This is a genomic window from Pseudonocardia sp. OZ21, from assembly GCF_059359135.1.
On the sequence record NZ_JCADBN010000002.1, the window covers coordinates 261,114 to 287,614 of the forward strand.

Annotated in this window: 24 protein-coding genes; 12 read left to right on the forward strand and 12 right to left on the reverse strand. The window is 72.3% G+C overall.

Annotated features, from left to right (window positions below; translation table 11 throughout):
* Window positions 1–7: 7 nt before the first annotated feature.
* The 9 genes from AC5L35_RS04910 to AC5L35_RS04950 all read right to left on the reverse strand — a co-directional run bounded on the left by AC5L35_RS04910 (window position 8) and on the right by AC5L35_RS04950 (window position 9,398).
* Window positions 8–1,144: a P1 family peptidase gene (locus AC5L35_RS04910; protein WP_495058327.1), complete on the reverse strand. Its 1,137-nt coding sequence runs from the start codon at window positions 1,142–1,144 to the stop codon at window positions 8–10.
* Window positions 1,141–1,896 carry an ABC transporter ATP-binding protein gene (locus AC5L35_RS04915; RefSeq protein WP_495058693.1) on the reverse strand — a complete coding sequence of 252 codons (756 nt, stop codon included), beginning with the start codon at window positions 1,894–1,896 and terminating at the stop codon, window positions 1,141–1,143. The genes AC5L35_RS04910 and AC5L35_RS04915 overlap by 4 nt, the downstream gene beginning before the upstream one ends.
* Before the next feature lie 95 nt (window positions 1,897–1,991).
* Complete coding sequence (locus tag AC5L35_RS04920) at window positions 1,992–2,807, reverse strand: ATP-binding cassette domain-containing protein (RefSeq protein WP_495058328.1); 816 nt, start codon at window positions 2,805–2,807, stop codon at window positions 1,992–1,994.
* Window positions 2,804–3,664 (reverse strand): ABC transporter permease, encoded by an 861-nt coding sequence (locus AC5L35_RS04925; protein ID WP_495058329.1) that lies wholly within the window; start codon window positions 3,662–3,664, stop codon window positions 2,804–2,806. Before AC5L35_RS04925 ends, AC5L35_RS04920 begins: the two co-directional genes overlap by 4 nt.
* Window positions 3,661–4,611, reverse strand: coding sequence for an ABC transporter permease (locus tag AC5L35_RS04930; protein ID WP_495058330.1), 951 nt, complete (start codon window positions 4,609–4,611; stop codon window positions 3,661–3,663). The genes AC5L35_RS04925 and AC5L35_RS04930 overlap by 4 nt, the downstream gene beginning before the upstream one ends.
* Window positions 4,612–4,621: 10 nt before the next feature.
* A complete protein-coding gene (locus AC5L35_RS04935; RefSeq protein ID WP_495058331.1) occupies window positions 4,622–6,136 on the reverse strand; it encodes an ABC transporter substrate-binding protein in 1,515 nt (504 codons plus the stop codon).
* Between the two features lie 9 nt (window positions 6,137–6,145).
* Window positions 6,146–7,003 carry an alpha/beta fold hydrolase gene (locus AC5L35_RS04940; protein ID WP_495058332.1) on the reverse strand — a complete coding sequence of 286 codons (858 nt, stop codon included), beginning with the start codon at window positions 7,001–7,003 and terminating at the stop codon, window positions 6,146–6,148.
* Window positions 7,000–8,385 carry an O-acetylhomoserine aminocarboxypropyltransferase/cysteine synthase family protein gene (locus tag AC5L35_RS04945; RefSeq protein WP_495058333.1) on the reverse strand — a complete coding sequence of 462 codons (1,386 nt, stop codon included), beginning with the start codon at window positions 8,383–8,385 and terminating at the stop codon, window positions 7,000–7,002. Before AC5L35_RS04945 ends, AC5L35_RS04940 begins: the two co-directional genes overlap by 4 nt.
* The gene (locus AC5L35_RS04950; protein WP_495058334.1) at window positions 8,355–9,398 is read right to left on the reverse strand and encodes an isopenicillin N synthase family dioxygenase; all 1,044 of its coding nucleotides are present in this window, start codon (window positions 9,396–9,398) and stop codon (window positions 8,355–8,357) included. Before AC5L35_RS04950 ends, AC5L35_RS04945 begins: the two co-directional genes overlap by 31 nt.
* Before the next feature lie 444 nt (window positions 9,399–9,842).
* On the opposite strand from AC5L35_RS04950, the gene AC5L35_RS04955 reads away from it, so the two are divergent.
* The 5 genes from AC5L35_RS04955 to AC5L35_RS04975 all read left to right on the forward strand — a co-directional run bounded on the left by AC5L35_RS04955 (window position 9,843) and on the right by AC5L35_RS04975 (window position 14,575).
* On the forward strand, window positions 9,843–10,946 hold the full coding sequence (locus AC5L35_RS04955) for a VIT1/CCC1 transporter family protein (protein ID WP_495058335.1): 1,104 nt from the start codon (window positions 9,843–9,845) through the stop codon (window positions 10,944–10,946).
* Window positions 10,947–10,957: 11 nt separating this feature from the next.
* Window positions 10,958–12,142: an LLM class flavin-dependent oxidoreductase gene (locus AC5L35_RS04960; RefSeq protein WP_495058336.1), complete on the forward strand. Its 1,185-nt coding sequence runs from the start codon at window positions 10,958–10,960 to the stop codon at window positions 12,140–12,142.
* 68 nt (window positions 12,143–12,210) lie between these two features.
* Entirely contained in the window at window positions 12,211–12,534 is a 324-nt protein-coding gene (locus AC5L35_RS04965) for a nuclear transport factor 2 family protein (RefSeq protein ID WP_495058337.1), read from the forward strand.
* Between the two features lie 36 nt (window positions 12,535–12,570).
* The gene (locus AC5L35_RS04970; RefSeq protein WP_495058338.1) at window positions 12,571–13,248 is read left to right on the forward strand and encodes a DUF1707 SHOCT-like domain-containing protein; all 678 of its coding nucleotides are present in this window, start codon (window positions 12,571–12,573) and stop codon (window positions 13,246–13,248) included.
* 580 nt (window positions 13,249–13,828) lie between these two features.
* Window positions 13,829–14,575 (forward strand): carbonic anhydrase, encoded by a 747-nt coding sequence (locus tag AC5L35_RS04975; protein ID WP_495058339.1) that lies wholly within the window; start codon window positions 13,829–13,831, stop codon window positions 14,573–14,575.
* Window positions 14,576–14,590: 15 nt separating this feature from the next.
* On the opposite strand, the gene AC5L35_RS04980 is transcribed toward AC5L35_RS04975, so the two are convergent.
* Entirely contained in the window at window positions 14,591–15,352 is a 762-nt protein-coding gene (locus AC5L35_RS04980; protein WP_495058694.1) for a class I SAM-dependent methyltransferase, read from the reverse strand.
* A gap of 132 nt (window positions 15,353–15,484) precedes the next feature.
* On the opposite strand from AC5L35_RS04980, the gene AC5L35_RS04985 reads away from it, so the two are divergent.
* Together AC5L35_RS04985 and AC5L35_RS04990 are read left to right on the forward strand one after the other, a co-directional pair.
* Window positions 15,485–16,087, forward strand: a complete 603-nt coding sequence (locus tag AC5L35_RS04985) for a TetR/AcrR family transcriptional regulator (RefSeq protein ID WP_495058695.1) — start codon at window positions 15,485–15,487, stop codon at window positions 16,085–16,087.
* 103 nt (window positions 16,088–16,190) lie between these two features.
* Window positions 16,191–17,702 carry a P-loop ATPase, Sll1717 family gene (locus AC5L35_RS04990; protein ID WP_495058340.1) on the forward strand — a complete coding sequence of 504 codons (1,512 nt, stop codon included), beginning with the start codon at window positions 16,191–16,193 and terminating at the stop codon, window positions 17,700–17,702.
* Window positions 17,703–17,775: 73 nt separating this feature from the next.
* Here AC5L35_RS04990 and AC5L35_RS04995 read toward each other — a convergent pair whose 3' ends face one another.
* Window positions 17,776–18,525, reverse strand: coding sequence for an SDR family NAD(P)-dependent oxidoreductase (locus AC5L35_RS04995; RefSeq protein ID WP_495058341.1), 750 nt, complete (start codon window positions 18,523–18,525; stop codon window positions 17,776–17,778).
* 301 nt (window positions 18,526–18,826) lie between these two features.
* Here AC5L35_RS04995 and AC5L35_RS05000 point away from each other — a divergent pair, with 301 nt between their 5' ends.
* From AC5L35_RS05000 to AC5L35_RS05020, 5 genes are all read left to right on the forward strand, one after another.
* A complete protein-coding gene (locus tag AC5L35_RS05000; protein ID WP_495058342.1) occupies window positions 18,827–20,539 on the forward strand; it encodes a choline dehydrogenase in 1,713 nt (570 codons plus the stop codon).
* Window positions 20,540–20,645: 106 nt separating this feature from the next.
* The gene (locus AC5L35_RS05005) at window positions 20,646–22,118 is read left to right on the forward strand and encodes a lipopolysaccharide biosynthesis protein (RefSeq protein ID WP_495058343.1); all 1,473 of its coding nucleotides are present in this window, start codon (window positions 20,646–20,648) and stop codon (window positions 22,116–22,118) included.
* Between the two features lie 294 nt (window positions 22,119–22,412).
* Entirely contained in the window at window positions 22,413–23,345 is a 933-nt protein-coding gene (locus tag AC5L35_RS05010; RefSeq protein ID WP_495058344.1) for a carbohydrate ABC transporter permease, read from the forward strand.
* Window positions 23,342–24,229 carry a carbohydrate ABC transporter permease gene (locus AC5L35_RS05015; RefSeq protein WP_495058345.1) on the forward strand — a complete coding sequence of 296 codons (888 nt, stop codon included), beginning with the start codon at window positions 23,342–23,344 and terminating at the stop codon, window positions 24,227–24,229. The genes AC5L35_RS05010 and AC5L35_RS05015 overlap by 4 nt, the downstream gene beginning before the upstream one ends.
* Window positions 24,230–24,280: 51 nt before the next feature.
* Window positions 24,281–25,654 carry an ABC transporter substrate-binding protein gene (locus AC5L35_RS05020; protein WP_495058346.1) on the forward strand — a complete coding sequence of 458 codons (1,374 nt, stop codon included), beginning with the start codon at window positions 24,281–24,283 and terminating at the stop codon, window positions 25,652–25,654.
* Window positions 25,655–25,700: 46 nt separating this feature from the next.
* On the opposite strand, the gene AC5L35_RS05025 is transcribed toward AC5L35_RS05020, so the two are convergent.
* Complete coding sequence (locus tag AC5L35_RS05025; RefSeq protein WP_495058347.1) at window positions 25,701–26,297, reverse strand: HdeD family acid-resistance protein; 597 nt, start codon at window positions 26,295–26,297, stop codon at window positions 25,701–25,703.
* Between the last annotated feature and the right edge of the window lie 204 nt (window positions 26,298–26,501).

The window sequence follows — 26,501 nt, forward strand, 5'->3', positions numbered from 1 at the left end:
CGCCGGGCTAGTTCGGGGCGGTCCCGCCGCCTCCGGGGAGCGCCGCGCACGCGCCCGGGTAGAGCTCGCGGTAGGCGGCGATCCGCCCGAACTGGGTCACCACCGACTCGGCCTGCAGCACGCTGTGGACGATCGCCCTGGCGAAGGTGCGCTCGGCTGCCGCCAGCACGGCCGGGAGCGGGTCGGCCGGACCGTCGCCGCGGCCCGCCCCCGGCACGGACACCGCGAAGACGGTGTCCCCGTCGGTGCGGCCGTGCACCGGGGACACCGCACGGGCCATCCCGCGCTGCCCGGCCGCCGCCAGCCGGTGGAGGGCTGCCGCGTCGAGCGGGGCGTCGGTGGCGACGAGACCGATCACCGTGTTGGGTCCGATCGCCGGGTCGGGCACCGCCAGCCCGGCCCGCGCCCGGCCCGGTTCCGTGAGGCGGCGCTGCGCCGCGGCGTGCTCAGCGGCCGACGGGGTGCTCAGGGGGAACTCGCCGTCGGCCCCGAGACCCAGCGCGTACGGGAGCCCCGTGGCGAGGTCGAGGGTGGAGCCGTGGGCGTTCATCGCGGCGATCGCGCCGACCACGGTGCCGCCGGGCAGCACGGCGCTCGCCGTCCCGATCCCGCCCTTCATCTCCGCGGTGACCGCACCGGTGGCGGCCCCGACGCAGCCCTGCGCGACCGGTGCGAACGCGGGCGAGTCCGCCGCAGCCTGCGCCGCACGCCGGCCGAACCCGGCGTCCGGCCGGGCGCCGAACACCCCTCCCCTGCCCAGGTCGAACAGCGCCGCCGCCGGCACCAGCGGGAGCAGGAGCCCCGGCCGGTCGGCCACCACCCGGGCACCCCGGCCGTCGGCGGCGAGCCACTCCAGCACCCCGTCCGCCGCCGCGAGGCCGTAGGCGCTCCCCCCGGTGAGCACCACGGCGTGCGTCGACACCCCTCCGGCCCGCAGGTCCAGCACCGCGGTGTCCCGCGTGGCCGGACCGCCACCGATCACCTCGACAGCGGTCGGTGCGCCGGACCGCGGGAGCAGCACGACGGTGGTGCCGGTGAGGAAGCCCTCGCCCACGCGGGTGTCGTGCCCGATCCGGACGCCGGGGACGTCCGTGATCGCGTTGTGCGGGCCCGGGACGGTGCCGGCCGGCGGGGTCGGGCTCATACCTGCTCCCGGTCGGGCAGCTGCGGGACCGCGGCGAGCAGTCGCCGGGTGTACGGGTCGGACGGCGCGGCGAGCACGTCGGCGGTGCGGCCGCGTTCGACGACCCCGCCCTCGTGCAGCACCATGATCTGCTCGCACAGCCGGTGCACCGCGCCGATGTCGTGCGAGACGAGCACCAGCGCCAGGCCGAGGTCGGCGGCCAGGCCCCGCAGCAGGTCCATGACCTGCCCGCGCACCGCGACGTCGAGCGCCGAGAGCGGTTCGTCCCCCACCAGCACGCGCGGTCCCGGCGCGAGCGCGCGGGCGATCGCGATCCGCTGCCGCTGACCACCGGAGAACTCGTGCGGGTACCGGTCCTTGGCCGTCCCCGGCTCCAACCCGACGGCACCGAGCAGCTCGGCGACCCGCGCTCCGTGGTCGCCGGGCACGTCGAGGCACTCCAGCGGCTCCGCCACGATGTCGGCCACCCGCATCCGGGGATCGAGGGAGGCGAACGGGTCCTGCAGCACGACCTGCACCTCCCGCCGGAACCACCGCAGTGACCGCGGCGAACCGGGCGCCACCACGCGACCGCGGTAGCTGACCACTCCCGCGTCGGCCCGGTCCAGGGCCAGCAGCAGCCGGACCAGCGTGGACTTGCCCGACCCCGACTCGCCGACGATCCCGACGCTGCCGCCTGCGGCCAGCTCCAGGTCGACCCCGCGCAGGGCGTGGCGGACCGGCCGCCTGCGCAGCAGCCGCTGCCGGGGCATGGGGTAATGCCGGTGCAGGCCCTCGGCGCGCAACAGGACATCCGGGCTCCCCGCGCCGTCCACTGCCGCCTCCCCTCCGTCCGCCCCGTCTCCGCTCACGATCCCCGCCCCGCTGTCTCGACGTGTGCCGGAGCGCTCCAGCTCGTGCGCCGCGCCGCCGCGACCAGTGCCTGCGTCACCGGGTCCCGCGGGCGGTGCAGCACCTGCTCCACCGGTCCGTGCTCACGGACCCGCCCGTCGGCCAGCACCGCCACCCGCCGGGCGATCTGCGCGACCACGGCGAGGTCGTGGCTGATGAACAGCAGGGCGGTGCCGCGGCGGCGCACCAGGTCGTCGAGGAGCCCCAGCACCTCGGCCTGGACGGTGACGTCGAGCGCGGTGGTGGGTTCGTCGGCGATCAGCAGGTCCGGCTCCCCCGCGAGCGCGATCGCGATGCCCACCCGCTGGCGCTGGCCGCCGGAGAGCTGGTGCGGGTAGGCGCGGACCAGCATCTCCGGGTCGGGCAGCCCCACCGTGGCGGCCAGCTCGACGGCCCGGCGGGCGGCGGCGGACCGGGACACGCCGGTGAGCCGGCACACCGGTCCGGCGATCTGCGCGCCGACACGCATCAGCGGGTCCAGCGCCGTCGCCGGCTCCTGGAACACCATCCCGATCCGGGTGCCCCGCACGCGGGCCAGCTCGCGGTCCGACCGGCCGGCGAGCTCGCTCCCGTCCAACCGGACGCTGCCGCTGACCGTCGCGCCGTCGGGCAGCAGGCCGATCGCGGCGAGTGCGGTGAGCGACTTCCCCGACCCGGAGGCGCCGATCAGGCCGAGCCGCTCCCCCACGTCGAGGGAGAGCGAGACGTCGTCCACCACGGCCCGACCGCCGAAGCGGACGGTCAGGCCCTCGATCTCCAGCAGTGCCGTCACGGCAGCAGCACCTCCACGGCCGGCGCCGCCTGCCCCGGCAACCGCATCCTCGGGTCGACGGCGTCGCGCAGCGCGTCGCCGAGAAGGGTGAACCCGAGCACGACGACGGCGATCGCGCACCCCGGCCAGACCACCACCAGCGGGTGCACGGTGACGTACTGCTGCAGGTCCTGCAGCATCCGGCCCCAGGACGGGGTGGGCGGCGGGGTGCCGAACCCGAGGTAGGACAGCGCCGCCTCGGCGAGCACCGCGAGCGCGAGGACGAGCGAGAGCTGCACGACGAGCACGGGCGCGACGTTCGGCAGGACGTGGCGGCGGACGATGCGCCCGGTGCCCGCCCCGGCCACCCCGGCGGCCAGCACGTAGTCGGTGCCGAGCACCGAGGTCATCTCCGCCCGCGCGACGCGGGCGACGTTCACGCCGGTGCCGATGCCGATGGCGACGACCGCCGTCCACACCGAACCGCCGTAGACCGCGGCCAGCACCATCGCGAGCAGCAGCGTCGGCAGCGCCACCAGCACGTCGATCAGGTGGGCGACCAGGTCGCCGCCATGGCGGGGGACGGCGGCGAGCACGGCGAGGCCCACCCCCACGACGGCGGCCACCACGGTGGCGGTGGCCGCGGTGAACGCCGTGACCTGGGCGCCTGCCAGCAGCTGGCTCGCCAGGTCGCGGCCGCTGCCGTCGGTGCCGAGCAGATGCCCGCCCGAGAGCGGTGGCAGCCACGTGGAGGCCGGGTCGACCAATGTCGGGTCGAACGGTGTCCACACCCGCGACACGAGCGCGGCGAGCACGAGCAGCGCCACCACGACGGCGCCCGCGAGGCCGGTGCGGCTGCGCAGCACCCGGCGCGTCACCGGCTCACCCGCAGCCGGGGGTCGATCAGGCGGTGGGCCACGTCGACGAGGAAACCGATCGTGAGCACCGCGCCGGTGAGCAGCAGCACCTCACCCTGCACCTTCACCAGGTCGCGGTTGCCGACGTCGGCGAGCAGCATCTGCCCCACTCCCGGCAGCGCGAACACCGCCTCGACGACGACCGCGCCCACGAGCAACGCGGCCACCTGCAACCCCAGGATCGACACGACCGGCAGGGCCGCGTTGCGCAGGCCGTGGCGCAGCAGCGCTCCCGTCCGGGTCAGGCCGGTGGCCCGCGCGGTGCGCAGGAAGTCCTGGTTCAGCACGCCGAGGGTCGCCGACCGCACGAACCGCAGCAGCACCGCGCCCTCGGCCAGCGCCAGCGTGACAGCCGGCAGCACCAGGCTTCGCACGGCCCGGACGGGCTGCCCCCAACCCGCCGTAGGGAAGCCCTGCGCGGGCAGCCAGCGCAGCCACACCGCGAACACGATCGCCAGCACGAGGCCCACCCACAGGGTGGGCAGCGCGATGCCCAGCTGGCTGCAGACCGAGATGACCACGCCGAGCCGGCGCCGGTGCGCCACCGCGGCGAGCACCCCGAGCGGGACCGCCACCAGCACCGACAGCACCATGGCCACGGCGACCAGCGGCGCCGTGACCGTCAGCTTCGCGCCCAGCTCCGCGGACACCGACACGCCGCTCAGGGCCGAGGTGCCGAAGTCGCCCCCCAGTACGCCCCCGATCCAGGTGACGTACTGGACGGCCAGTGGCCGATCCGTGCCCAGCTCGTGGCGCAGCGAGGCGACCTGCGCCGGGGTCGCCTGCACGCCCGCGATCACCTGCGCCATGTCCCCGGACAGCAGTCGGAGCAGCAGGAAGATCAGGACGCTCGCCGCGAGCAGCGACGCGGCGAACAGCGCGGTGCGACGCACCAGGAACACGACCACGGCTGACCAGCTACTGCGCGGCCGAGGCCGTGACCTGCGCGAGGTCGAGCCGTGAGTTCGTCTCCCTCGTGGGGAACCCGGTGACGCCCTGCCGCAGCACGACGAGGCTGGTCGGGCTGTAGAGCCAGTCGCTCACCGCGTCCTCGGAGATCTTGCGCGCGACCTGCCGGTACAGCCCGTCACGCTCGACGTCGCTCGCGGCTGTCGACGCCTGCGCGGCCCACTGCTGGACCTGCGCGTCGGAGTAGCGCCAGTAGTAGCCCGGGTTCGCGTAGTTCCCGATGTCCCGCGCCTCGGCGTGGTCGACGATCGACAGGTCGTAGTCCGCCTTGGTGTAGACGCGGTCGAGCCAGGTCGCGAACTCCACCGGCTCGTAGCGCACCCGGATCCCCACCTGCCCGAGCTGCGACGCCACGTACTCGCCGATCCTCGCGGAGTAGAAGTTCGGCACCACGAGGGTCAGGTCCAGCCCCGACCCGAACCCGGCCTCGGCGAGCAGCGCCTTCGCCGCCGTGGGGTCGTAGGGGTCGATGGAGGTGAGCCCGGCGTCGAACCAGGGGTCGGTGGGAGCGGCACCGCTGCCGATGCGCTGGCCCTTGCCCGCCAGAGCCACGCGGATCAGGCCGTCCTTGTCGATCGCCTGCCGGATCGCGTGCCGCACGCGGACGTCGGCGAGGGAGCCACGGCTGTTGTTCATGCCCAGGACGAACTTGTCGCTGGTGACACCCTCGGCGACGGTGAAGTCCTGGCCCTCGAACTGCGACAGGAGCGTGGGGTCGGGCCCGGTCTCCACGTCGGTCTCGCCGGTGAGCTGGGCGTTGTTGGCGGCCGTGGTGTCGGGGATGTAGTGCAGCACCACGTCGGAGAGCGTCGCGGGCTGTCCCCAGTAGTGCTCGTTGCGCGCCAGCGTGATGGACGACCCGCGCTGCCAGGAGCGGATCACGAACGGGCCGCTGCCGTTGGCGGTGTCGGCGAGGGTGGCGGGATCGGTGCCCTGCTTCAGCACCGCGGCGGCGCGGTCGGTGAGCGCGTAGGTGAGGTTGGCGTCGCGGCGCGAGAGGGTGATCACGACGGTGTGCGGGTCGGGGGCGTCGACACCGGTGACCGCGGCGAAGTCCTTCTTGTTCGGGTTCTTCGAGTCCGGTGCGATCACGTTCCGGTAGGACCACACGACGTCGGCGGACGTGAGGGGGGAGCCGTCGGCGAAGGTGAGCCCGTCGTGCAGCCGGAACGTGTAGGTGAGCCCGTCGGGGGACGTGCTGAAGTCCTGCGCGAGCAGCGGCACGATCGCGCCACCGGCGTCGCGGGTGAGCAGCCCCTCGTAGACGTTGTCGAGCAGCAGCTGCGGGACGGCTGCGCCCGCCACGCTCGTGATGTCGAGGCTGGTCGGCTCCAGCACCAGCCGCACGTCCAGCGTGGTGTCGGCGGCCGCTGCGCCCGCCCCATCCGACTCCGCGCCGCTACAGGCGGCCGTCAGCACAGCGGCCGCGAGCAGCAGGGGAACGAGTCGTCTGACCCGGATCACGGACTCTCCTTACGGGGTGGGGACGGACGTGACGGCGGCGACGAACCGGAGCAGCTCGGCGTGGACCTCGCCGCGGTCCAGCTCGTGGAGGATGTTGTGCCGGTCGCCCGGGTACACGACGACCCGGGCGCGGGGCAGCAGCTCACCCACGGTGACCGCGCCCGCCGCCGGGGCGATGTCGTCCTCGGCGCCGTGCAGCAGCAGCACCGGCAGATGGTCGAGTGCACCGTCGGTGACCGCGGCACGGGTGCGTGCACCCGCCGCGGTGAGGGCCGCGAGGGTCTGCGGGCGCAGGCCGCCGTCCCACACCAGGGGGTCCTCGCGCACCAGCCGGGCCTGCTCGGAGTCACGCACCAGCTCGGACGGGTCCTTGCGCAGCTCCATCGGGTCGACGCCGGACGCGAGGAGCGCGGTCAGCCCCTGTGCGCCGTCGAGCAGCGAGGAGCCGGCCAGTACGAGCCCCGCGGTGTCGGCGGCGGGATCGGCGGCCGGACCGCTGACGGTGCCGGTGCGGATCTCCCCCACCAGCAACGTGGCCACGGTCGCGCCGAGCGAGTGCCCGGCCACCACCACCGGGACCCGGGGCCATGCCGACCGGGCCTTGGCGAGCAGGGTCTCGGCGTCGGCCACGAGATCGTCGATGCGCTCGACGAGGACCCGCTCGCCGTCGCTGTAGCCGTGGCCGGCCTGGTCGAGCGCCCACGTCCCGACGCCCGCCTCGGCCGCCGCCTCCGCGAGCGGACCGTACTGGCCGCTGTGCTCACCGAGCCCGTGCAGCAGCACCAGCAGGGCCACCGGACGGCCGCCCGGCTCCCAGCGCCGGAAGTGGATCCTGCCCCGGCGCCCCGCGAACCAACCCCTGATCATGCCGATCCCCCCAGTGTCGATCTGTGTGTCGAGCCACCATGTGCCGTGACGCTCGATCCGGCCAGCGCTGACTCGAGATCGGTGAGCAGGTCGTCGATGCCCTCGATGCCCACCGACAGCCGGATCAGGCCGGGCGTCACGCCGGACGCCCGTTGCTGCTCGGGGTCCAGCTGCGCGTGGGTGGTGGAGGCGGGGTGGATCGCGAGGCTGCGGACGTCGCCGATGTTGGCGAGGTGGCTGAACAGCGTCAGGCCGTCGACGAACCGCCTGCCGGCGTCCCAGCCGCCCTCGATCTCGAACGCCACGACCGCACCCGCACCGCGCGGCAGGTAGTGCCGTGCCCGGTCGGACCAGCGGCTCGACGCCACCCCGGGATAGTGCACGCGGCGCACCAGCGGGTGCCGTTCGAGCCACTGCGCCACTGCCGTCGCGTTGGCGCAGTGGCGCGCGAGCCGGAGATCCAGCGTCTCGAGGCCCTGCAGGAGCAGGAAGCTGTTGAATGGGGAGACCGCCGGGCCGAGGTCGCGCAGCAGCCGCGTGCGTAGCCGCATCGAGTAGGCCAGGCCGTCGCCGGAGAAGGTGTCCCAGAACGACAGTCCCTGGTAGGTGGGGTCGGGGGCGGTGAGGCCGAGCCAGCGAGCCGGGTCGGCGCCGAAGTCGAACCGCCCGCCGTCCACCACGACACCGCCGATCGCCGTGCCGTGGCCCGCGAGGAACTTGGTGGTCGAGTGCACCACGATGTCGGCGCCGTGCTCCAGCGGCCGCAGCAGGTAGGGCGTGGGCACGGTGTTGTCCACCACGAGTGGCACGCCGGCGTCGTGGGCCACCGCGGCCACCCCGGCGACGTCGAGGACGTTGCCCAGCGGGTTGCCGATGCTCTCGCCGAACAGGGCCCGGGTGCGCGGGGTGACCGCGGCCCGCCACGCGGCGAGGTCGTCGGGATCCTCGACGAAGCTCACGGCGATCCCGAGGTCGGCGAAGGTGTGCGCGAGCAGCGTGTGGCTTCCGCCGTAGAGCGCTGCCGAGGCCACGACATGGTCCCCGGCCCTGGCCAGGTTGAGCAGGGACAGTGCCGTGGCCGCCTGGCCGCTGCCCAGCGCCACGGCGGCCGTGCCGCCCTCCAGCGCCGCCATCCGCTCCTCCACCACGGCGGTGGTGGGGTTGGAGAGGCGGGTGTAGGCGTGGGACGTCAGGTCGCGGAGCGCGAACGCGTCGGCGGCGTGCTCGGAGTCGGTGAAGACGTAGGACGTGGTCTGGTAGATCGGGACGGCCCTCGCCCGGGTGGCCGGGTCGCCGCTGGTCCCCGCGTGTACCTGCCGGGTGGAGAAGGACCAGCGTGGCGCCGGGCCCGTCACGCCTGCCGGGCCAGCACGTCGGCCCACCACTTCTGCGCCACCCGCGGGTGCGACCGCAGCCAGCCCACGAGCGCGTTCTCGCCGAACGCGGCGAACAGCGGGTTGTCCGGGTCGGCGCTGATCCCGGTGGCCGCGGCGGCGAGCTGCGGAGGAAGGTCCAGTGGCGCCACGACGGCGTCGAGACGCGGGCCGAGGAAGAAGGGGACGGAGTAGCGGTCCACCCCGGCGGCCGGGCTGACGACCCGGTGCCGGGTGGCGGTCAGGTACCCCTGGGTGGCGATCTCCAGCATCTCGCCGATGTTCACCACGAACGCGCCCGGCACCGGGACCGCGTCGATCCAGCCGCCGTCGGAGGCCAGCACCTGCAGGCCGCCGACCTCGTCCTGCTGCAGCAGGGTGAGGTATCCGTAGTCCTTGTGCGCGCCGACGCCCTGGTCGTCGGCGGGTGTGGGCCTGCCCGGGTAGTGCACGATCTTCACGTGGAGCGAGGACTCCTCGTCGAACCAGGCGTCGAAGTACCCCTCGTCCTGCCCGAGCGCGACGGCGAGCGCCCGCAGCACCTCCCTGGTCACCCGCAGCGCCTCGTCCTGCCAGGTCAGGACGCGCTCCCGCAGGTCGGGCAGCGCCGATGGCCACTGGTTGGGGCCGATCAGGCGGACCCAGTCGGGGTCGCCGGGGCGGGTGTCCACCGCCCTGCGCTCGGGACCGATGTCGATCTGCTCCCGCCAGTCCGCGTTGCCTGCGGTCTGCTCGGTGCCGACACGCGTGTACCCGCGGAACTGCGGGGAGTGGATGTTCTCGATCTCCAGGCGCTGCTCCACGGGCAACGCGAAGAACTCCTTCGCGGCGTCCAGGATCCCGTCGGTGACGGCGTCGGGCACGCCGTGGCCCGTGACGTAGAAGAACCCGACCTCGTGGGCGGCCCGGCGCAGCTCGGCGAGGAACGCTTCCCGGTCGGCCGCGGGATCACGGAACCGGGCGAGGTCGACGACCGGCAGGGTGCGGCGCTGCGCGGGGGGCAGGATGGCGTTCTCTGTCATGGGGATGACCTCGTCAGGAGTGGGGACGGGCGACACGGGGACCACCGCCGGGTGCCGGGGCGGACGTGGAGGGCGGCCGGGTCAGCGACAGCCCTGGTCGAACTGATCGCCGCGCCGGCCTGCCCAGACGGGCTCGAGCAGCGCACCGCGCGTCCCGCCTGCCGAGGTCATGGGGGGATGAAACCATGACGATGCGTTCACAACCATGACCATTCCGGCGTTGTGACCGACGCCGCTCTCCGGCCCCTGGCCGGCTGCGCAGCGGTGCTGCGCCGGGCGCGCACCGGCAGGAGCGGGAACCGGATCGTGAGGGCCGGTGCACCTTTCGCCCGATCGTGACCGACCGGCCGAACTCCGACCGTCCAGCCGTCCCGGTCGGGTAGGACGGGGATGTCGCCGGTCGCTCGACCGGCTCGGGAAGCACCGGACGGGAAGAATCGAGCCGTGGTCACCCCGTCGTCCCGAGGTTCGCAGAACCCGTCGCCCTCGTCGGTGCGCCGCTGGAGACGGCGGCTCGCCGACGAGCGCGAGGAGGCGAAGGTCTACCGCGACCTCGCCACCCGCCGGACCGGGGAGGAACGGCAGATCCTGCTCGGGCTGGCCGAGGCCGAGGAGCGGCACGCCGCACACTGGGCAGGCCTGCTCGGCGACGACGCGGGCCGGGTCCGGCGCGGGGCCGCCAGGATGCGGCTGCTGGCGTTCCTGGCGCGCCGGTTCGGCTCGGTGTTCGTGCTGGCGCTCGCGCAACGCGCCGAGACCCGGTCGCCCTACCGGTCCGACGCCGACGCCACAGCGGCCATGGCCGCCGACGAACGGGTCCACGAGGAGGTGGTCCGCGGCCTCGCGGCCCGCGGCCGGGCCCGCGTGTCGGGCACCTTCCGCGCCGCCGTCTTCGGCGCCAACGACGGTCTGGTCAGCAACCTCGCCCTCGTGCTCGGGGTGATCGGCGGCGGTGCCTCCCCGCCCACCGTGGTGCTCACCGGCGTTGCCGGGCTGCTCGCGGGGGCGCTGTCGATGGGCGCCGGGGAGTACGTGTCCGTGCGCTCGCAGCGGGAACTGCTCGCCGCATCCTCGCCCGACGTCCGTGATGCCCACGCCATCCTGCGCGAGCTCGACGTCAACGCCAACGAGCTCGCGCTCGTGTACCGGGCCCGCGGGGTGCCGCCCGATGAGGCCCACCGCCGTGCAGCGGCCGTGCTGCACAGCGACGACCCCTCCTCGGCAGCTCTGGTCGACGACCAGGTCCAGGGCGACGACGGCTATGACGTGGTGGGCACCGGCGTGGGCGCCGCACTGTCGAGCTTCTGCTTCTTCGCCTCCGGGGCCGCCGTGCCCGTGCTGCCGTTCCTGTTCGGGCTCAACGGAGTGGCCGCCCTCGCCGTCGCCGGCCTGCTCGTCGGGCTCGCCCTGCTGCTCACCGGCGCCACCGTGGGTGTGCTGTCCGGCGGTCCGCCGCTGCGCCGGGCGCTCCGGCAGCTCGCGATCGGCGCAGGCGCGGCCGCGACCACCTACGGGCTCGGCCTGCTCGTCGGTGCCGCGGTGGGCTGACCCGAGGACCGATGCGGATCGATCCGCGCTGGCGAACCCGCGCGATCGGGGCGAAGCTCGGGCGGACGAAGATCGGGCCGGCGGAGATCCGGCCGACGGAGATCTGGGCCCGCGCCTCGTCGCGACGTCCTCGACCGGAAGGCAGCATCGTGAGCTTCGCGTTCGGCATCTTCGACTCGTTCGACCTCGGTGACGCCACCCCGGGCGCCGTGCTCACGAACCGGCTGGACCTCGCCGTGGCCGCCGAGGCGGCCGGGATCGGCCACTACCACGTGACCGAGCACCACGGCACGCCCCTGTCGGTGTGCCCGTCCCCGAACCTGTTCCTCGCCGCACTGAGCCAGCGCACGTCCACGATGCGCATCGGGGCACTGGTCAACGTGCTGCCGATCTACGATCCGCTGCGGCTGACCGAAGAGATCGCCGTCCTCGACCAGCTCTGCGCCGGACGCCTCGACCTCGGCGTCGGCCGCGGGGTCAGCCCCTACGAGCTGGGCTACTTCGGCGTGTCCGACGAGGACTCCCGTGCGCTGTTCACCGAGGCCCTCGGCGTGATCACCGCCGCGTTGGCGACCGGGCGCATGACCCACCGGGGCGAGCGCCTGCGCGACTACGACGTCGAGCTGTCGGTCCGGCCCGTACAGCTCCCCCACCCGCCGCTCTGGTACGCCTCCAGCAACGCCGGCACCGCGGAGTGGGCGGGCACCAACGACGTCAACTTCGTCGGCCGGTGGAACGACGGCTCCTTCACCTCCACCGCCGAGACGTTCTGGAACGCCTGGGAGCGCCGTCCCGCCCGGTCCGGCGGCACCCCCCGGATCGGGGTGGCCGCCACCGTCCACATCGGCGCCACCGACGAGGAGGCGCTCGACCGCTACCACAAGGCCCACGCGGTCTTCGCCCGTCAGCTCACCAAGCTCTGGCACGACCACGACGACCACCGGGTCGACGCCATGGCCGACGCCGAGGCCGGCCTCCGCCGCGGCACCGCGCTGGTCGGCTCGGCGCAGACCGTCCGCGACCTCGTTCTGGAACAGGTCGAGCGCGCGGACGTCAACTACGTCGAGGCGACCCTCGCGTTCGGCGACCTCACGCCCGCCGAGGCCACCGCGAACCTTCAGGCGTTCACGGAGGTGGTCCTGCCTGCCGTGCGCGCGGCCACCGCCACCCGGGAGCACGTCCGTGACGCCCGGTGAGCCGAGCGGTCCTCGGTACCGGCGGCCATCATGGGACGGGCCGCACCGCTCTCCGACCGGAGCTCGACGTGACCACCTCCCCACCGGCCCCTGTCCGGCAGCTGCTCGATGCCGCCAACCGCGGGGACGTCGACGGGTTCCTGGGCAGCTTCACCGCCGACGGGGTGGTGGACGACTGGGGGCGGGAGTTCCGCGGTTCCTCGGAGATCCGGTCGTGGAGCGACGCCGAGTTCATCGGGGTCCGGGTGTCGCTGACCCCGACCGGTGTGGTCGAGCGGGACGGGGTCGTGACGGTCACCGCGCAGGTCGGCGGCGACGGTTTCACCGGCCCGAGCCAGTTCTCGTTCCACCTCCGGGACGGCCTCGTCTCGCGAATGACCATCCGCGCCTGAGGATCCTGCTGGCCACGACGCGCCCGGAGCGCCAGGATGTCCGCCGTGGACCAACCGCCGCAGCCCGAGATCCGCATCGGAGACCGCGAGCGGCGGGAGGTGGACGCCCGGCTTCAGCAGGCGCACGCGGACGGGATGCTCACCCTCCTCGAGTACGACGAACGTGCCGCCGCCTGCTGGGCGGCGCGCACGCGCAGCGAGCTCGACGCGATCACCAGCGACCTGCCGCAGTCCGACCAGGCCGAGACCACGGTGCTGCCGGTCGACACCCCCGCACCCGGCCCCGCGGAGGCGCCCCCCACCAGCGTGGCCCGGCGGGTCGTCAGCGGGGTGGTCACCGCGGCGCTGGTGGTCACCGGGCTCTACCTCGGCGCCCAGGTGATCACCGCCGACGACGGCGTGTCCATCTTCGGCAGCAGGGTCGTGCAGGTCGGCGCCGACCAGCAGCGTGCCGAGGTCGGCATGCTCTTCGGCAGCATCCAGGTGGTGGTGCCCGACGACGTGCGGGTGCGCCCGTCGGGCACCGTGATCTTCGGTAGCACGAGGTGCGAGGAGGCCTGCCGGCCCGGCCCTGGCCTCCGCGAGGTGGTGGTGGACGCCGATGGCGGGTTCGGCAGCGTCAACATCATGCGGCAGAGCGAGCTCGACCGCGGCGACTTCGGCGACAGGGACCGTGACTCGGACCGCGACGACGACTCCGACGACGACGACTAGCTGTACTGCCCAGCCGGGTTGTTGACCCGGCTGATGAGTGGGTGGCCGGCGATCTTGCTCCCTCGATCGCAACGAGATCCGGGTTTCGGCCCTTCGGAGGGCGGTCAGGCTGGTCTCACAGTGATCTTGCTCCGTTGATCGCCACGAGATGCGGGTTTCGGCCCCTCGCCGGGCGCAGAGCCGCGTCTCGGAACGATCTTGCTTGTCCGGCGCGCTGTCCGGCGCCACGTTCGCCGACGTCGACAACTCACACCTCGCCCGAAGGTCTCCCCATCTTCAGGCCGACACGCCGTCGACAACGCTCATGGGCACGACAACCAGCAGCGGCGGCCACGGTCGAGCGCTCTCGGCAGGTCCAGAACCCGGCTGCGCGACCCGTCAGGTTCAGCCGAAGGGCTGACCCCGAGCCGTTTGACGGCGACCCGGTCCTGCTCGACGATCGGAGCACGGCCCGCGACTACCGAAACGCCCCATCCCCGGCCGGATGGTGGCCAGGTCGCATCGGGGAGGGGTCCCGCCCGGCCGCGTGACGGGAGAGATCATGGAGACAGCTCCTGGTCGACGAGTGCATCGGCGTTCCGTGTTGGGTTCCCTGCTGGCGGCGGGCACGTTCCCGCTGGCTCTCGGCGCCTGCAGCAACCAGGCGCCGGACGTCGCAGCCCCACCACCGGCCCCGTCCCCGGCCCCGCCCCCCGGCTCGGCCCCGCTCCCGGCCCCGGTCCTGCCCCGGCCCACGACCCCCGACGAAGCGCTGCGCCGCCTCCAGGAAGGCAACGACCGGTTCGTCGCGGGCACGCCGCTGCACCCGAACCAGAGCGTGGAGCTCCGGCAGCAGCTGACCGGCAGCCAGCAGCCCTTCGCCGCGGTACTCGGTTGTTCGGACTCCCGCACCTCCCCCGAGCTCGTCATGGACGCCGGCATCGGCGACCTGTTCGTCTGCCGGGTCGCCGGCAACATCGCCTCGCCTGCGGAGACGGCGTCGCTGCTGTACTCCCAGGCAGTGCTCGGCACCGACGTGCTGCTCGTGCTCGGCCACGACGACTGCGGAGCGGTCAAGGCCGCGATCGACGTCGCGGACGGCAAGATGCCCGCCGGCGAGTTCGCGGCGTTGACGGACCCGATCCAGCCGGCCGTGGCCGAGGCGCGCCGGACCGGCGCGACCGGTGCCGCGTTGCTACACGAGGTCATCGTGGCGAACGTGCGCCTCGTGGTGGCCACCCTGCCCACCCAGAGCGCCGGGTTGGCACAGGCGGTGCGGGCCGGTCAGCTCACCATCCACGGCGGCGTGCTCACCCTCGCCTCCGGCAAGATCGAGCTGCTGGGCTGAGAGCTACCGCCCCGGTCAGGCGGTGCCGGTTCGCGCCGCGGTGACCACCACGGTGGCGTACCGCATCGTGAAGCCGCCCCCCATCGCGTCGACGGCGGCCCCTGTGGCCGCGAGCAGCTCCTGCAGCTCGGCAGGCGACAGCCGGCCCGCGACGCCACCGGTGGGGAGCTGGTCCAGCCACTCGTCCCGGGTGTAGAACCGCTCCCAGTCGAATCGCCACTGCTCCGGGTCGCTGAACGCGTCCACCTGCCGGATCCCGTCGACCGCCCTGGTCAGGAGCGGCGAGTACCCGTCGAGGGCGGAGCCCGTCCAGGGATCGAGCGGCGAGCCGGGCAGGACCCGCCGGTGGACCACGGAGAAGGCCTGCGCCACCTCGGGTGGGGGCTGGAACACGTTCCAGAACAGCGCCAGCCGGCCGCCGGGCCGAAGCACCCGCGCCGCCGCGGCCGCGCCGGCGACCGGGTCCACCCAGTGCCAGGTCTGCCCGGCGACGACCGCGTCGAACACCCGTCCCGCGGGATCCCAGGCTTCGAACGCGGCCACCTCCACCTCGACCCCGCTGCGACGCGCGAAGTCGGCCATCCGCGCGTCGACGTCGACCCCGAGCACCCGGCAGCCGGCCGCCCGGAACTGTCGGCTGGAGATGCCGGTGCCGCAGCCGACGTCGAGGACGTCGGGCCCCGGGCCGGCGTCGACGATCGCCGCCACCATGGCGCCGGGGTAGCGGGGTCTGGCCCGGTCGTAGCGCTCGGGATCCGACCCGAACGACTCCGCCATCCCCCGGTGCTGGTGCGGCTCCGGCTCGGAAGAACGTGCTCGTTCCGGCGGTAGAGTGGGCATGTGCCCACTCTAGTGGGCACATGCCCACTCGTCGACCGGGTGGGGACCCCACGACGGAACGAGGACGCGGTGCCGACGGGAGTGCACATCCGCGACGCGCGCGAGCAGCTGTTCGACGCCGCCGAGCGCGTCCTGCTCCGGGACGGGCCGAACGCGCTCACCAGCCGCGCGGTCACCACGGAGGCCGGCTGCGCCAAGGGCGTGCTGCACCGGCACTTCGCCGACTTCGACGGCTTCCTCGCCGAGCTCGTGCTGGCCCGCATCGACCGGATCGAGCACCAGGCGGCCGCCCTGCGCAGGTCCGCAGGCACCGGCACGGTCGCCGGCAACGTCACCGCCGCACTGACCACCCTGTTCGAGTCGGTCGCCGTGGCGATCGTCGCGCTGGTGATCTCCCGCGACGACCTGCGCGCCCGGCTGCGCCGGGCCCGGCCCACCGGAGGCATCCCGGCGCTGACGGAAGCCGCGGCCATGATCGGCTCCTACCTCACCGCGGAGCGAACCCTGGGTCGCGTGGCGGCGGACGCCGACATCGACACGCTCGCTCCCACGCTGATCGGGGCCGGGCATCTGCTGTTCGCCGACCGGAAAGCCACCCAACCCGAACCCGGAGCCGTCCACAAGGTCGTGGCCACGGTCCTCGCCGGCGTCGTCCCGGAATCGCAGCGATAAGCGGTCGGAAAGTTCACTCGAAAGACTGACGTCCTATAACAAATGCATCACGAACAGGCCTCAGCTCCTCCTGTGTCGCGGGTCCACGAACAGGAGGTTCTTCATGGACAAGGTCGCCACGCGGGACACCACGATCGACCTCGGCGCACCCGCCGCCGAGCGAGACATCGATCGAGGGCTCGAGCACTACTTCCTCGAGTCCGATGCCTTCCGGCGCGTCCTGCGGGGTGAGACAACCGTGATCCTCGGCAACCGCGGCGCCGGCAAGAGCGCCATCTTCCAGATGGTCGCCCGGCGCAGCCGGGCGAACGGCGCTCGGGTCATCGAGCTGGCCCCCGAGGACTACTCCTACGAGATGCTCCAGCGCACCATGCAGACCGAGGAACAGGGCTCGTGGGCCAAGCAGGGCGCCTACGCCGCGGCGTGGAAGTACAGCCTGCTCGTGCTGGTGATGAAGGAGATGTGCAAGAAGCAGGTGCGGTCGAAGAACGCCTCCGAGGCGGCGATCCGGAAGTACGTCCGGGACCACCACCGCCAGCCGGGGATGGGGAAGCTCTGGGCGCTCATCTCCTACCTCAAGCGGCTCGAGGGCTTCAAGATCGGCCCGTACGAGGCACAGGTCAAGACGAAGGAGCTGGAGCGGCTCTACAAGCTCGAGGAGATCCGCCACCTCGTGCCCCACCTGCAGAAAGCACTGACGGACCAGCAGGTGGTCGTCGTCATCGACGAGCTCGACAAGGGCTGGGACTCCTCCGAGGACGCGCAGGCGTTCATCTCCGGGCTGTTCCAGGCCTGCGTCGCGCTGAACGGGCTGTCGGCGAACCTGCGGATGTACATCTCGCTGCGCCAGGAGCTCTACGAGAACACGCCGTCGCTCTACGAGGACGCCCAGAAGCACCGCGACCTGATCGAGTCGGTGTCCTGGTCCGAGGCCGACCTCCGCAGCCTGATCGCCCGCCGCATCAGGTACTCACTGCCGAGGCTCGCCGACGCCACTGACGAGAAGTGCTGGAACGCCCTGTTCGCCGCCGGGCGCGGCACCGGACGGGACGAGGCGTTCCGCTACATCGTGGACCGCACGCTCCACCGGCCCCGCGAGATGATCCTGTTCTGCACGCAGTGCCTCCATACGGCGGGCGAGCGCAGGTCGCCGCTTCCCCTGCGCATGGACACGATCGCGCTCGCGGAGTTCGAGTACTCGCGGGGCCGCACGCACGACGTCGCCGCCGAGCAGAGATTCCAGTACCCGGACGTGCTCAGCGTCTTCGAGGCGTTCCGGGGCCAGGTTCACACGTTCGAGCGGCGCCATCTCGAGTACCTGTGCCTCGAGATCATCACGGGCGAGGTGACGGTCGGTGCCCGCGCCCGGCGGTGGCTGGCGGACTACGACGAGGACACGCTGATCGACGTGCTCTGGAAGATCGGCTTCCTCACCGCGGAGGTCGCCGCAGGCACCGCCTGCCCCGGCGGCGCCACCACCTTCGCCGGGCACCACCAGGTCCCGCAGCTCGACGTCCGCAACGTGCGCAGGTTCGCGATCCACCCGATGTTCCGGGCCTGCCTTGGCACGAGAGAGGGGGACCCGGAGATCCCGCGCCAACGCCACGGCAGCTGACGCGGGCACGAACCCGGCCGCGGACCCGACGCCCCGGCCGGACCCGGCGTGCCGGGTCCGGTCCGGGCCACGGTCACCAGCCGGCCACCGACCCGGCGTCCACCGGGAGCGTCACGCCGGTGACGAACGACGCGTCGTCCGACAGCAGCCAGACCACCGCAGCGGCGACCTCCTCCGGCTCGCCGATCCGCTGCATCGCCTGCGGCTTCATGATCTGTGCGAGCCGCTCGGGGGTCGCTCCACGGGCGAACCCGGTCATGATCGTCCCGGGCGCGACCGCGTTGACCCGGATGCGGTCCTCGGCGTACTCGACCGCGGCGTTCTTCGTGAGACCCACCAGGCCGTGCTTCGCGGCCGTGTAGGGCGCGAGCCGCTTCACGCCGCGCAGCCCGGCGTTGGACGCCGTGTTGACGATCGAGCCCCCTCCCCCGCGGAGCATCTGGCGGATCTGACGCTTCATCCCCAGGAACACGCCACGCAGGTTCACGGCGATGACCCGGTCGAAGTCCTCGTCCTCGACGTCGGCCAGCAGCTCCCCGCCACCGCCGATGCCCGCGTTGTTGTGGGCGAAGTCCAGCGCGCCGAACCGCTCGAGAACCGCCGCCACCAGCGCGTCCTGGTCCTCGGCGCGGGACACGTCGCAGGCCTGGAAGTGGGCCTCCCCGCCGGCGTCCCGGATCAGCCGCACGGTCTCCTCACCGGGCTCGCGCGCCGACTCGAGATCCGAGACGAGCACCCGGGCGCCCTCCTGTGCCGCCCTGATCGCCGTGGCGCGCCCGATCCCGCTCGCCGCGCCCGTCACCAGTCCTGCCCTGCCGGTCATCGATCCCATCGGCTCCCCCTGGACGTCGTCATCGCCATCACCCGCGGCCCGGGCCGGTTCGCCCGCCGACCTGCCGCCAGGATCAACCGGCCGCGCCGAGGGGCGGGAGCGGTTCCACGCGCGATTACCTGGTGATCCGTGCAGCCCGCGCGGCCATCCGACCCCGGATTACGACGCCGGAACTGTCCTCGATCAAGCGCCGAACCGCAGGGCCGCTATGGTCGCCGCCACATCGACCGAACCGATCTTCCGCGTTCCCCGAATACGTCACTCCTGTCCCCCGTCGAAGGGCGAACTCCCCATGGTGCAGAAACCATTCGATGTCGTGATCGTGGGAGGCGGCACTGCCGGATGCGTACTGGCGAACCGCCTCACCGCCGATGGCAATACCCGCGTCCTGCTCCTGGAGGCCGGGCGCCCCGACTACTGGTGGGATCTGCCGATCCAGCTGCCGATCGCCATGGGAATGCCGGTCGGCAACAAGCACCACGACTGGCTCTACGAGTCCGAGCCGGAACCCGGCCTGCTGAACCGGCGCCTGCACCACCCGCGGGGCAAGGGCATCGGGGGCTCCAGCGTCATCAACGGGATGATGTACCAGCGGGGCCACCCCACCGACTTCGACCGGTGGGGCGTCGAGTCCGGCACACCCGAGTGGGACTACGCGCACTGCCTGCCCTACTTCCGCCGGTTGGAGAACTGCCTCAGCGAGGTGGACGAGTCCGTCCGCGGCCGCGGCGGCCCGCACACGCTGCAGCGCGGACCGGCCGAGGGCCCGATCTTCGAGGCGTTCCTGTCCGCAGCCCAGCAGGCGGGCCACAAGCTGCTGCCCGACCTGAACGGAACCGAGCAGGAGGGCTTCGCCCGGCTGGACCAGGGCGTGCGCCGCGGCCGGCGGGAGTCGGCGGCGCGCTCGTACCTCGGTCCGGCGCGGCGGCGGCGCAACCTCGAGGTGCGGTCCCGGACGATGGTCACCCGCCTCCACGTCGAGGGGGGCCGTGTCGTCGGCGTGCGGTACCGGCAGGGCACGGGCAGCGACACCGTCGTGCCCGCTCGCGAGGTCATCCTGTGCGCCGGGGCGATCGGCTCACCCCAGATGCTGCAGCTCTCCGGCATCGGCGCGGCCCGGGAACTGGAGGCGCTCGGGCTCCGGGTGGTCCACGACCTGCCCGGAGTGGGTGAGTCGCTGCAGGACCACCTGGCCGTCCATCTGCAGCACCTGTGCCGGGAGCCGGTGTCCATGGCACCCATCCGCCGCAAGGTCCACTGGCCCCGGGTGGTCGCGGAAGCACTGCTGTTCGGGCGCGGCCCGGGAAGCCGCAACCCGATGCAGGCGGGCGGCTTCGCCCGGAGCGGGCTGGAGGAGACCCACCCCGACCTGATGTACCTGCTCGCGCCGCTGGCGATGAACAGCACCGAGCAGTCGGTTCCGCTCAACGAGCACGGCTACCAGCTGCACGTGGGGGTGATGCGCTCGGAGGCCAGGGGGTCGGTGAAGATCACGTCGCCGGACCCCGCACGGCATCCGGCGATCCTCCTGAACTTCCTGACCGGACCGGAGGACCGGAGGCGCTGGGTGGAGGCCGTCCGCATGGGGCGCGAGCTGCTCGCGCAGCCGGCCCTCCAGCATCTCGACGCAGGCGAGCGCATCCCGGGACCCGAGGTCCGGTCCGACGACGAGGTGATCAGCTGGGTGACCCGCACCGCGAAGGTCGGGTTGCACCTCGCGTGCAGTGCCCGGATGGGCGCCGACGACGGCTCCGTGGTGGACCCGTCGACGCTGCGGGTGCACGGCCTCGACGGACTGCGCATCGTGGACGCCGCGGTCATGCCGTCGCTCACCAACGCCAACACCTACGGCCCGGTGATGATGCTCGCGGAGAAGGCGGCCGACATGATCCTCGGCAACACGGCACTCGCGCCGGAGTACCCGGGCAGCGCGCCCGGCCGGCTCTCCGTGGCCGGTCCGGACACGGTCCGGCAGCCCTCCGGAACGAGGCGTGCACCGGCCTGACCGGACACCAGGAGATGAGGGATGACCGGGTCGAGCAGGGCAAGGGGCGATCAGAGCAGGTGGCACCGACTGCCCTAATGTGCCGGTCCATGAGGAGCGCCGCCAAATGAGAAATGCCTTGGCGAGCTGGAAGTCCCCGCAGCACCGCGACGGACTGGCGCTCGTACTCAGCTCGGCCCTGTCCTCGGCGGTCGGCCTCCTCTACTGGGTCGCCGCCGCGCGGCTGTTCGACCCCGACACCGTCGGCGTGAACTCCACGATGGTCTCCACGCTCACGCTGCTCGGCAGCGCGGCACAGCTCAACCTGGGCAACGCCATGCTGCGCTTCGTCCCGGTGGCGGGCCGGACGGCGCGGTCGTTGGTGCTCAGCTGCTACGCCGTGGGGATCGGGGCGGCCGTCGTCACCGGCGGGGCGTTCGCACTCGGAGCGGGATGGTGGGCGCCCGACCTGCTCGAGGCCGTCGGATCCGGCCCGCTGCTGGCGTTCTTCCTGCTCGCCACGCCCGTGTGGTCGGTGTTCGTCATGCAGGACTACGTGCTCACCGCGATCAAGCGGGCGACGCTCGTGCCCCTGGAGAACCTCGTCTTCGCGGTGCTGAAGATCGCCTTGCTCGCGGTGGGCGCGGTGCTCGCGATGTTCACCGCGATCGCCGTCTCCTGGGCGGTGGCCACCGCCGTGCTCGTGCTGGCGGTCACCGTATGGCTGCTGCGGGCCCTCCCGGCCCACGGCATCGCCACCGCGGCTGCCGCCGTGCCGATCCGGGCACGCACCGTCGTCGGGTTCGTGTCCGCCGACTGGGCGGGCACCCTCTTCTCCCTGTCCGTCAACTTCGGACTGCCCCTGCTCGTGCTGGCGCGCCTCGACGCGGACGCCGCCGCCACGTTCGGGGTGGCCTGGCAGATCGCCTTCGCGCTGTACCTGGTGGCCAACGGGATGGGTCAGTCGCTGGTGGCCCACGTGTCGGCCGACCCGCAAGGGCTCGACGACGCCTACCGCGGCATGGTCAGGAAGGCACTCACCCTGCTGGTGCCTGCCGTGATCGTGATCGTCCCGGGTGCCGGGCTGATCCTCTCCATCTTCGGGGAGCACTACGCGGCCACCGGCACCGCGCTGCTCGCGCTGAGCGCGCTGTCCGCCGTGCCGAACGTCGTGTCGATCGCCACGGTCAACGCCGCCAGGGTCCGCCAGCGCCGGATCGTGCAGTTCGGCGTCCCGGCGTTGATCGCCGTCATCGTCATCCCGCTCGCGTGGATCCTGATGCCACGGATGGGCCTCACCGGTGTGGGCATCGCCCTGCTCGCCGGCCAGTCGACGGTGGCCGCCGTCATCCTGGTGGGCCGCTGGCTCCGGCCGCGGCGCCCTCCGCGTCCCGCGTCGGGCGACGAGCCCGCGCCCGTGCCCGTGCTCCCCGACTTCGGCCTGGTCAACGCCGAGACCCTCCCCATCCCGATCGCCACCCGCTCGCTCCACCTCAACGGGTCGGCCACAGACGCGAGGTCGCCCGTGTACGACCCGCCGACCGCCCCCGTGCCGCCGACGACTCGCCCCACGCCGGGCCCACGTCCCCCGCACAAGTAACGGCGCACTGATCGCGCGAGATCCGCCCTCGCAGCAAACACAGGGATCTCGTGCGGGCTCTCCCGTAACCGGGTCCGCCCGTTTCCGCACGATAGCCGGATATGCCGGTTCCGCCGGCCGGAACGGGCCTACATCAGCCCCGGCCGGTGGCCCGCTGTTGGGAAACCGGCCGACTCCGGATCACCAACCGCTCATTTCGTATTGCCAAGGTCTGCCCAGCCGCGGACCACCGCGGTGTCGATCTACGGGCAGGGACTGCGGAGTGCGGGAATGTCATCGGTAACGTCCGTACGGGTGGCGGCACCGCCACCGACCGTACCCAAGTCGGCCCCGGCGCCGCGACGTCGTTTCGGAGCCCGTGAGCGCCACGACTTCCTCGTGTTCCTCGCCCTGGCGGCCCCGAACATCCTCCTGATCGTCGCCTTCAGCTACCGCCCGCTGCTGAGCAACATCTACTACTCCACCCTCAACTGGACCCTGGGCGCGGCCACGGCCGTGCCCGTCGGCCTCGGCAACTACGTGCGGTTCTTCACCTCACCGGAGACGGCCGAGATCGCGAGGGTTACGGCGATCTTCACCGTCGCCACGGTCGGCGGGTCGATGCTGCTGGGCCTGCTGATCGCACTGGCCCTGAACCGCAAGGTCAGGGGCGTCGGCTTCGCCCGCGCCGCGGTGTTCTCGCCCTTCGTGCTCTCCGGGGTGGGCGTGGGGCTGATCTGGTCGTTCATGTTCGACCCCACGCTCGGCGTGATCGCACAGGTGCTGGACGCGGTGGGGCTGCCGAGCCCGCAGTGGTTCAACGACCCGTCGCTGAGCCTCGTGATGGTGATCGTCGTCTACATCTGGAAGAACATGGGCTACGCGGCGGTGATCTACCTCGCCGGGCTCCAGTCGGTGCCGCGCGACCTGCTCGAGGCAGCCTCCATCGACGGGGCCGGCCGGCTGCGGACGTTCCGGTCGATCGTCCTGCCGATCCTCTCCCCCACCACGTTCTTCCTGCTGGTCACGAGCGTCCTCAACTCGCTGCAGGCCTTCGACATCATCCGGATCATGACCCCGCTCGGCCGGGGCACGACCACGCTGATCTACGACGCCTACCTGCAGGCCTTCGGCGGCTACAACCGCGCCGGCTACTCCGCGACCGTGTCGACGGTCCTGTTCGGCCTGCTGGTGCTGTTCACCGCCATCCAGATGCTGGTCCTCGAGCGACGGGTGCACTACCGATGACCCTCACGGCGACGGGACCCGCACGGGTCACCCGCCCGCACCCACTGTCCCCGCGCAATCTCATCGCCGCGGCGGTGGGGTCCTACCTCCCGATCGTGCTGGCCGTCGCGGTCGTCGTCCTGCCGCTGGTGTGGATGGTGCTCTCGTCGTTCAAGACGCCGAGCGAGCTGCTGAGCCGGGACCTGTCCTCGCTCCTGCCCGGCAGCCTCGCCCCCACCAACTACGTGCAGGCCGCCCGCGACGTCCCCTTCGTGCGGCTGTTCCTCAACTCGGCGCTCGTGACCGTGGTCGGCGCCGGGCTCAAGGTGCTCCTGGCGATCTCGACGGCATACGCGCTGGTCTTCGTGCGGTTCCCCGCCAAGAAGCTGATCTTCGCCGGGATCCTGGTGACGCTCATGGTGCCGCCGCAGGTGTCGCTGCTGCCGAACTACATCCTGGTCACCGGCCTGGGCGGCGCCGACACCTACTGGGGGATCATCCTTCCGGGCCTGGGCACCGGTTTCGGCACGTTCCTGCTCCGCCAGCACTTCATGACGCTGCCGATGTCGATCATCGAGGCGGCCGAGATCGACGGCGCCGGCCACTGGCGCAGGCTCACCCGCATCGTCGTGCCGATCTCCGCGCCCAGCATCGTGACGGTCGCGCTAATCAGCATCGTGTTCGAGTGGAACGACTACCTGTGGCCGCTGGTCATCGTCAGTAACCCCTCGATGATGACCCTGCCGGTCGGCCTCACGCTGCTGGACAACAACGAGAGCGGCATCGCGGCGTACGGGGTGCTCATGGCCGGCTCCGTCGCCGTCATCGTGCCGGTCCTCATCGTGTTCGCCGCGCTCCAGCGCTACGTCATCTCCGGGCTCACCCAGGGCGCCGTGAAGGACTGAGCGAGCACCGCACCACCGTTTTTCTCTCCCCACCCATCAGAAGGACCTTCCATGCCCACCGGTACCTCCCCCCGTGCTGCCCTCAACCCGGCTCTGGACCGGCGCGGTTTCCTCCGCCTCGCCTCGGCCGTCGGACTCACCGCGGCCGTGGCCGCGTGCGGCGGCCCCGTGACGACCTCCGGTGCCGCCCCGGCAGCGACGACGACCGAGATCGACTACTCGGGGGTGAAGCCGGCGTCCCAGATCACCTGGTGGTCGAGCAACCCCGGCGGCTCCCAGCCGGTGTCGCAGCAGATCATCGACGCGTTCCACGCCTCACAGCCCGACATCAAGGTGAACCTGGTGACGGCGGGCTCGGACTACGAGGAGATCGCGCAGAAGTTCCAGACCGCCCAGACCGGCGGGACGCTGCCCGACCTCATCGTGCTGTCGGACGTCTGGTGGTTCCGGTACTACATGCTGGGGTCCATCGTCCCGCTCGACTCGCTGATCAAGACCGTCGGCATCGAGACCGCCGACTACCGCGAGCAGCTGATGGCCGACTACCAGTACGCGGGCGGCCAGTGGGCGATCCCGTGGGCCCGTTCGACGCCGCTGTTCTACTACAACAAGGCGCACTGGGCGGCTGCCGGGCTGCCCGACCGCGCCCCCGCCACCTGGGCCGAGTTCGCGGAGTGGGCACCACGGCTGCAGAACGCGGGCACCGGCGTCCAGCACGCGTTCCAGCTGCCCGCCCTCGACGGCTACGCCGGCTGGACCTTCCAGAACCTGCTCTGGGGTTGGGGCGGCGGCTGGAGCAAGGACTGGGACGTCACCACTGACTCCGCGGAGTCCGTCGCCGCGCTGCAGTACCTCCAGGACGCGGTCTACAAGGGCGGGTGGGCCGGCGTGTCCAGCAAGGACGCCGGCAGCGACCTGTCCTCCGGGGCCGTCAGCGCGACCATGAGCTCGACGGGCGACCTCGTCGGGATCCTGAAGGCCGCGAAGTTCGACGTCGGCGCGGGCTTCATGCCGGGCGGTCCGGTCGCCACCACGCCCGTGTGCCCCACCGGTGGGTCCGGCCTCGGGATCCCGAAGGCCATTCCGAAGGAGAACCAGCTCGCCGCGGCGACCTTCGTGAAGTTCCTCACCTCGCCCGAGAACACCGTCACCTTCGCCGGTGCCACGGGCTACATGCCGGTGCGCAAGTCCGCCGACATCTCGAGCCTCGTCACGAAGACCCCGCAGAGCAAGGTGGCGATCGACCAGCTGGCCGTCACCCGCGTGCAGGACCGGGCCCGCGTGTTCTTCCCCGGCGGCGACCAGGAGATGGCCAAGACCTGCGCGAACATCCTGACGCAGCAGGCCGACACCCAGACGGAGCTGACGGCGCTCAAGAAGACCCTGACCGGTATCTACGACCAGGACGTCAAGCCGAACCTGTAGTCCGCCCGCTGGTCCGCCGCCGGCAGTACGCCGGCGGCGGCCCGGCTCACTCCGTGGCCGCCCGCTGTTCGTGACCGACGCCGCCGAGGGCGTCCGCCCCGCTCCGCAGTCGGAACGCCCACACGGCCATGATCACACCGAAGACGATCGAGAAGATCCCCACCAGCCACAGCAGCGTGATGAGCCCGGCACCCGGCCAGGTGAGCAGCACGATGCCGAAGATCACGCTGACGACGCCTCCCGCCAGCATCCAGCCCCACGTCGACGCGCCCACCTTGCGCATCGTGAACGACTCGACGATCTGGGCCACGCCGTTCACGATGCTCCAGAATGCGATCACGAAAAGGATCGCCAGCACCGTGACACCGGGCCACGTGAAAGCGATGATGCCGGCGATGAGCGACACGACACCCTGGACGACGTGCCAGATCCAATGCGATTCCTCCGTGCGGTGCCGGATCCCGGCAATGATCGCCGTGATGCCGTCGATGATCGCGTAGGCCCCGAAGACGAACACCAGCGCGAGCAGCGCGGTACCCGGCGCGAAGAGCGCGAACAGGCCGAAGAGGATCGCCAGTATCCCGCGGATCAGCACGAGCCACCAGACTCCGCGAATTGCTGACGCCGGTTCCGACGTAGTCATGGTCAGCTCCTGTCTGCAACGCTGTGTTCCGGAATAGTGGAATGTGTCACGGTACCGTTCGAACGGCTGCCGTCGAGCCCCTGAACGGGGCAGTCGCCAATGCGCGCCCGCCCTCACCGCTGCAGCGCGCCGAAGATTCGCTCGGGAGCCAGTGGGAGATCGCGGAAGCGGATTCCGGTGGCGTCGGCCACCGCATTGGCCAGC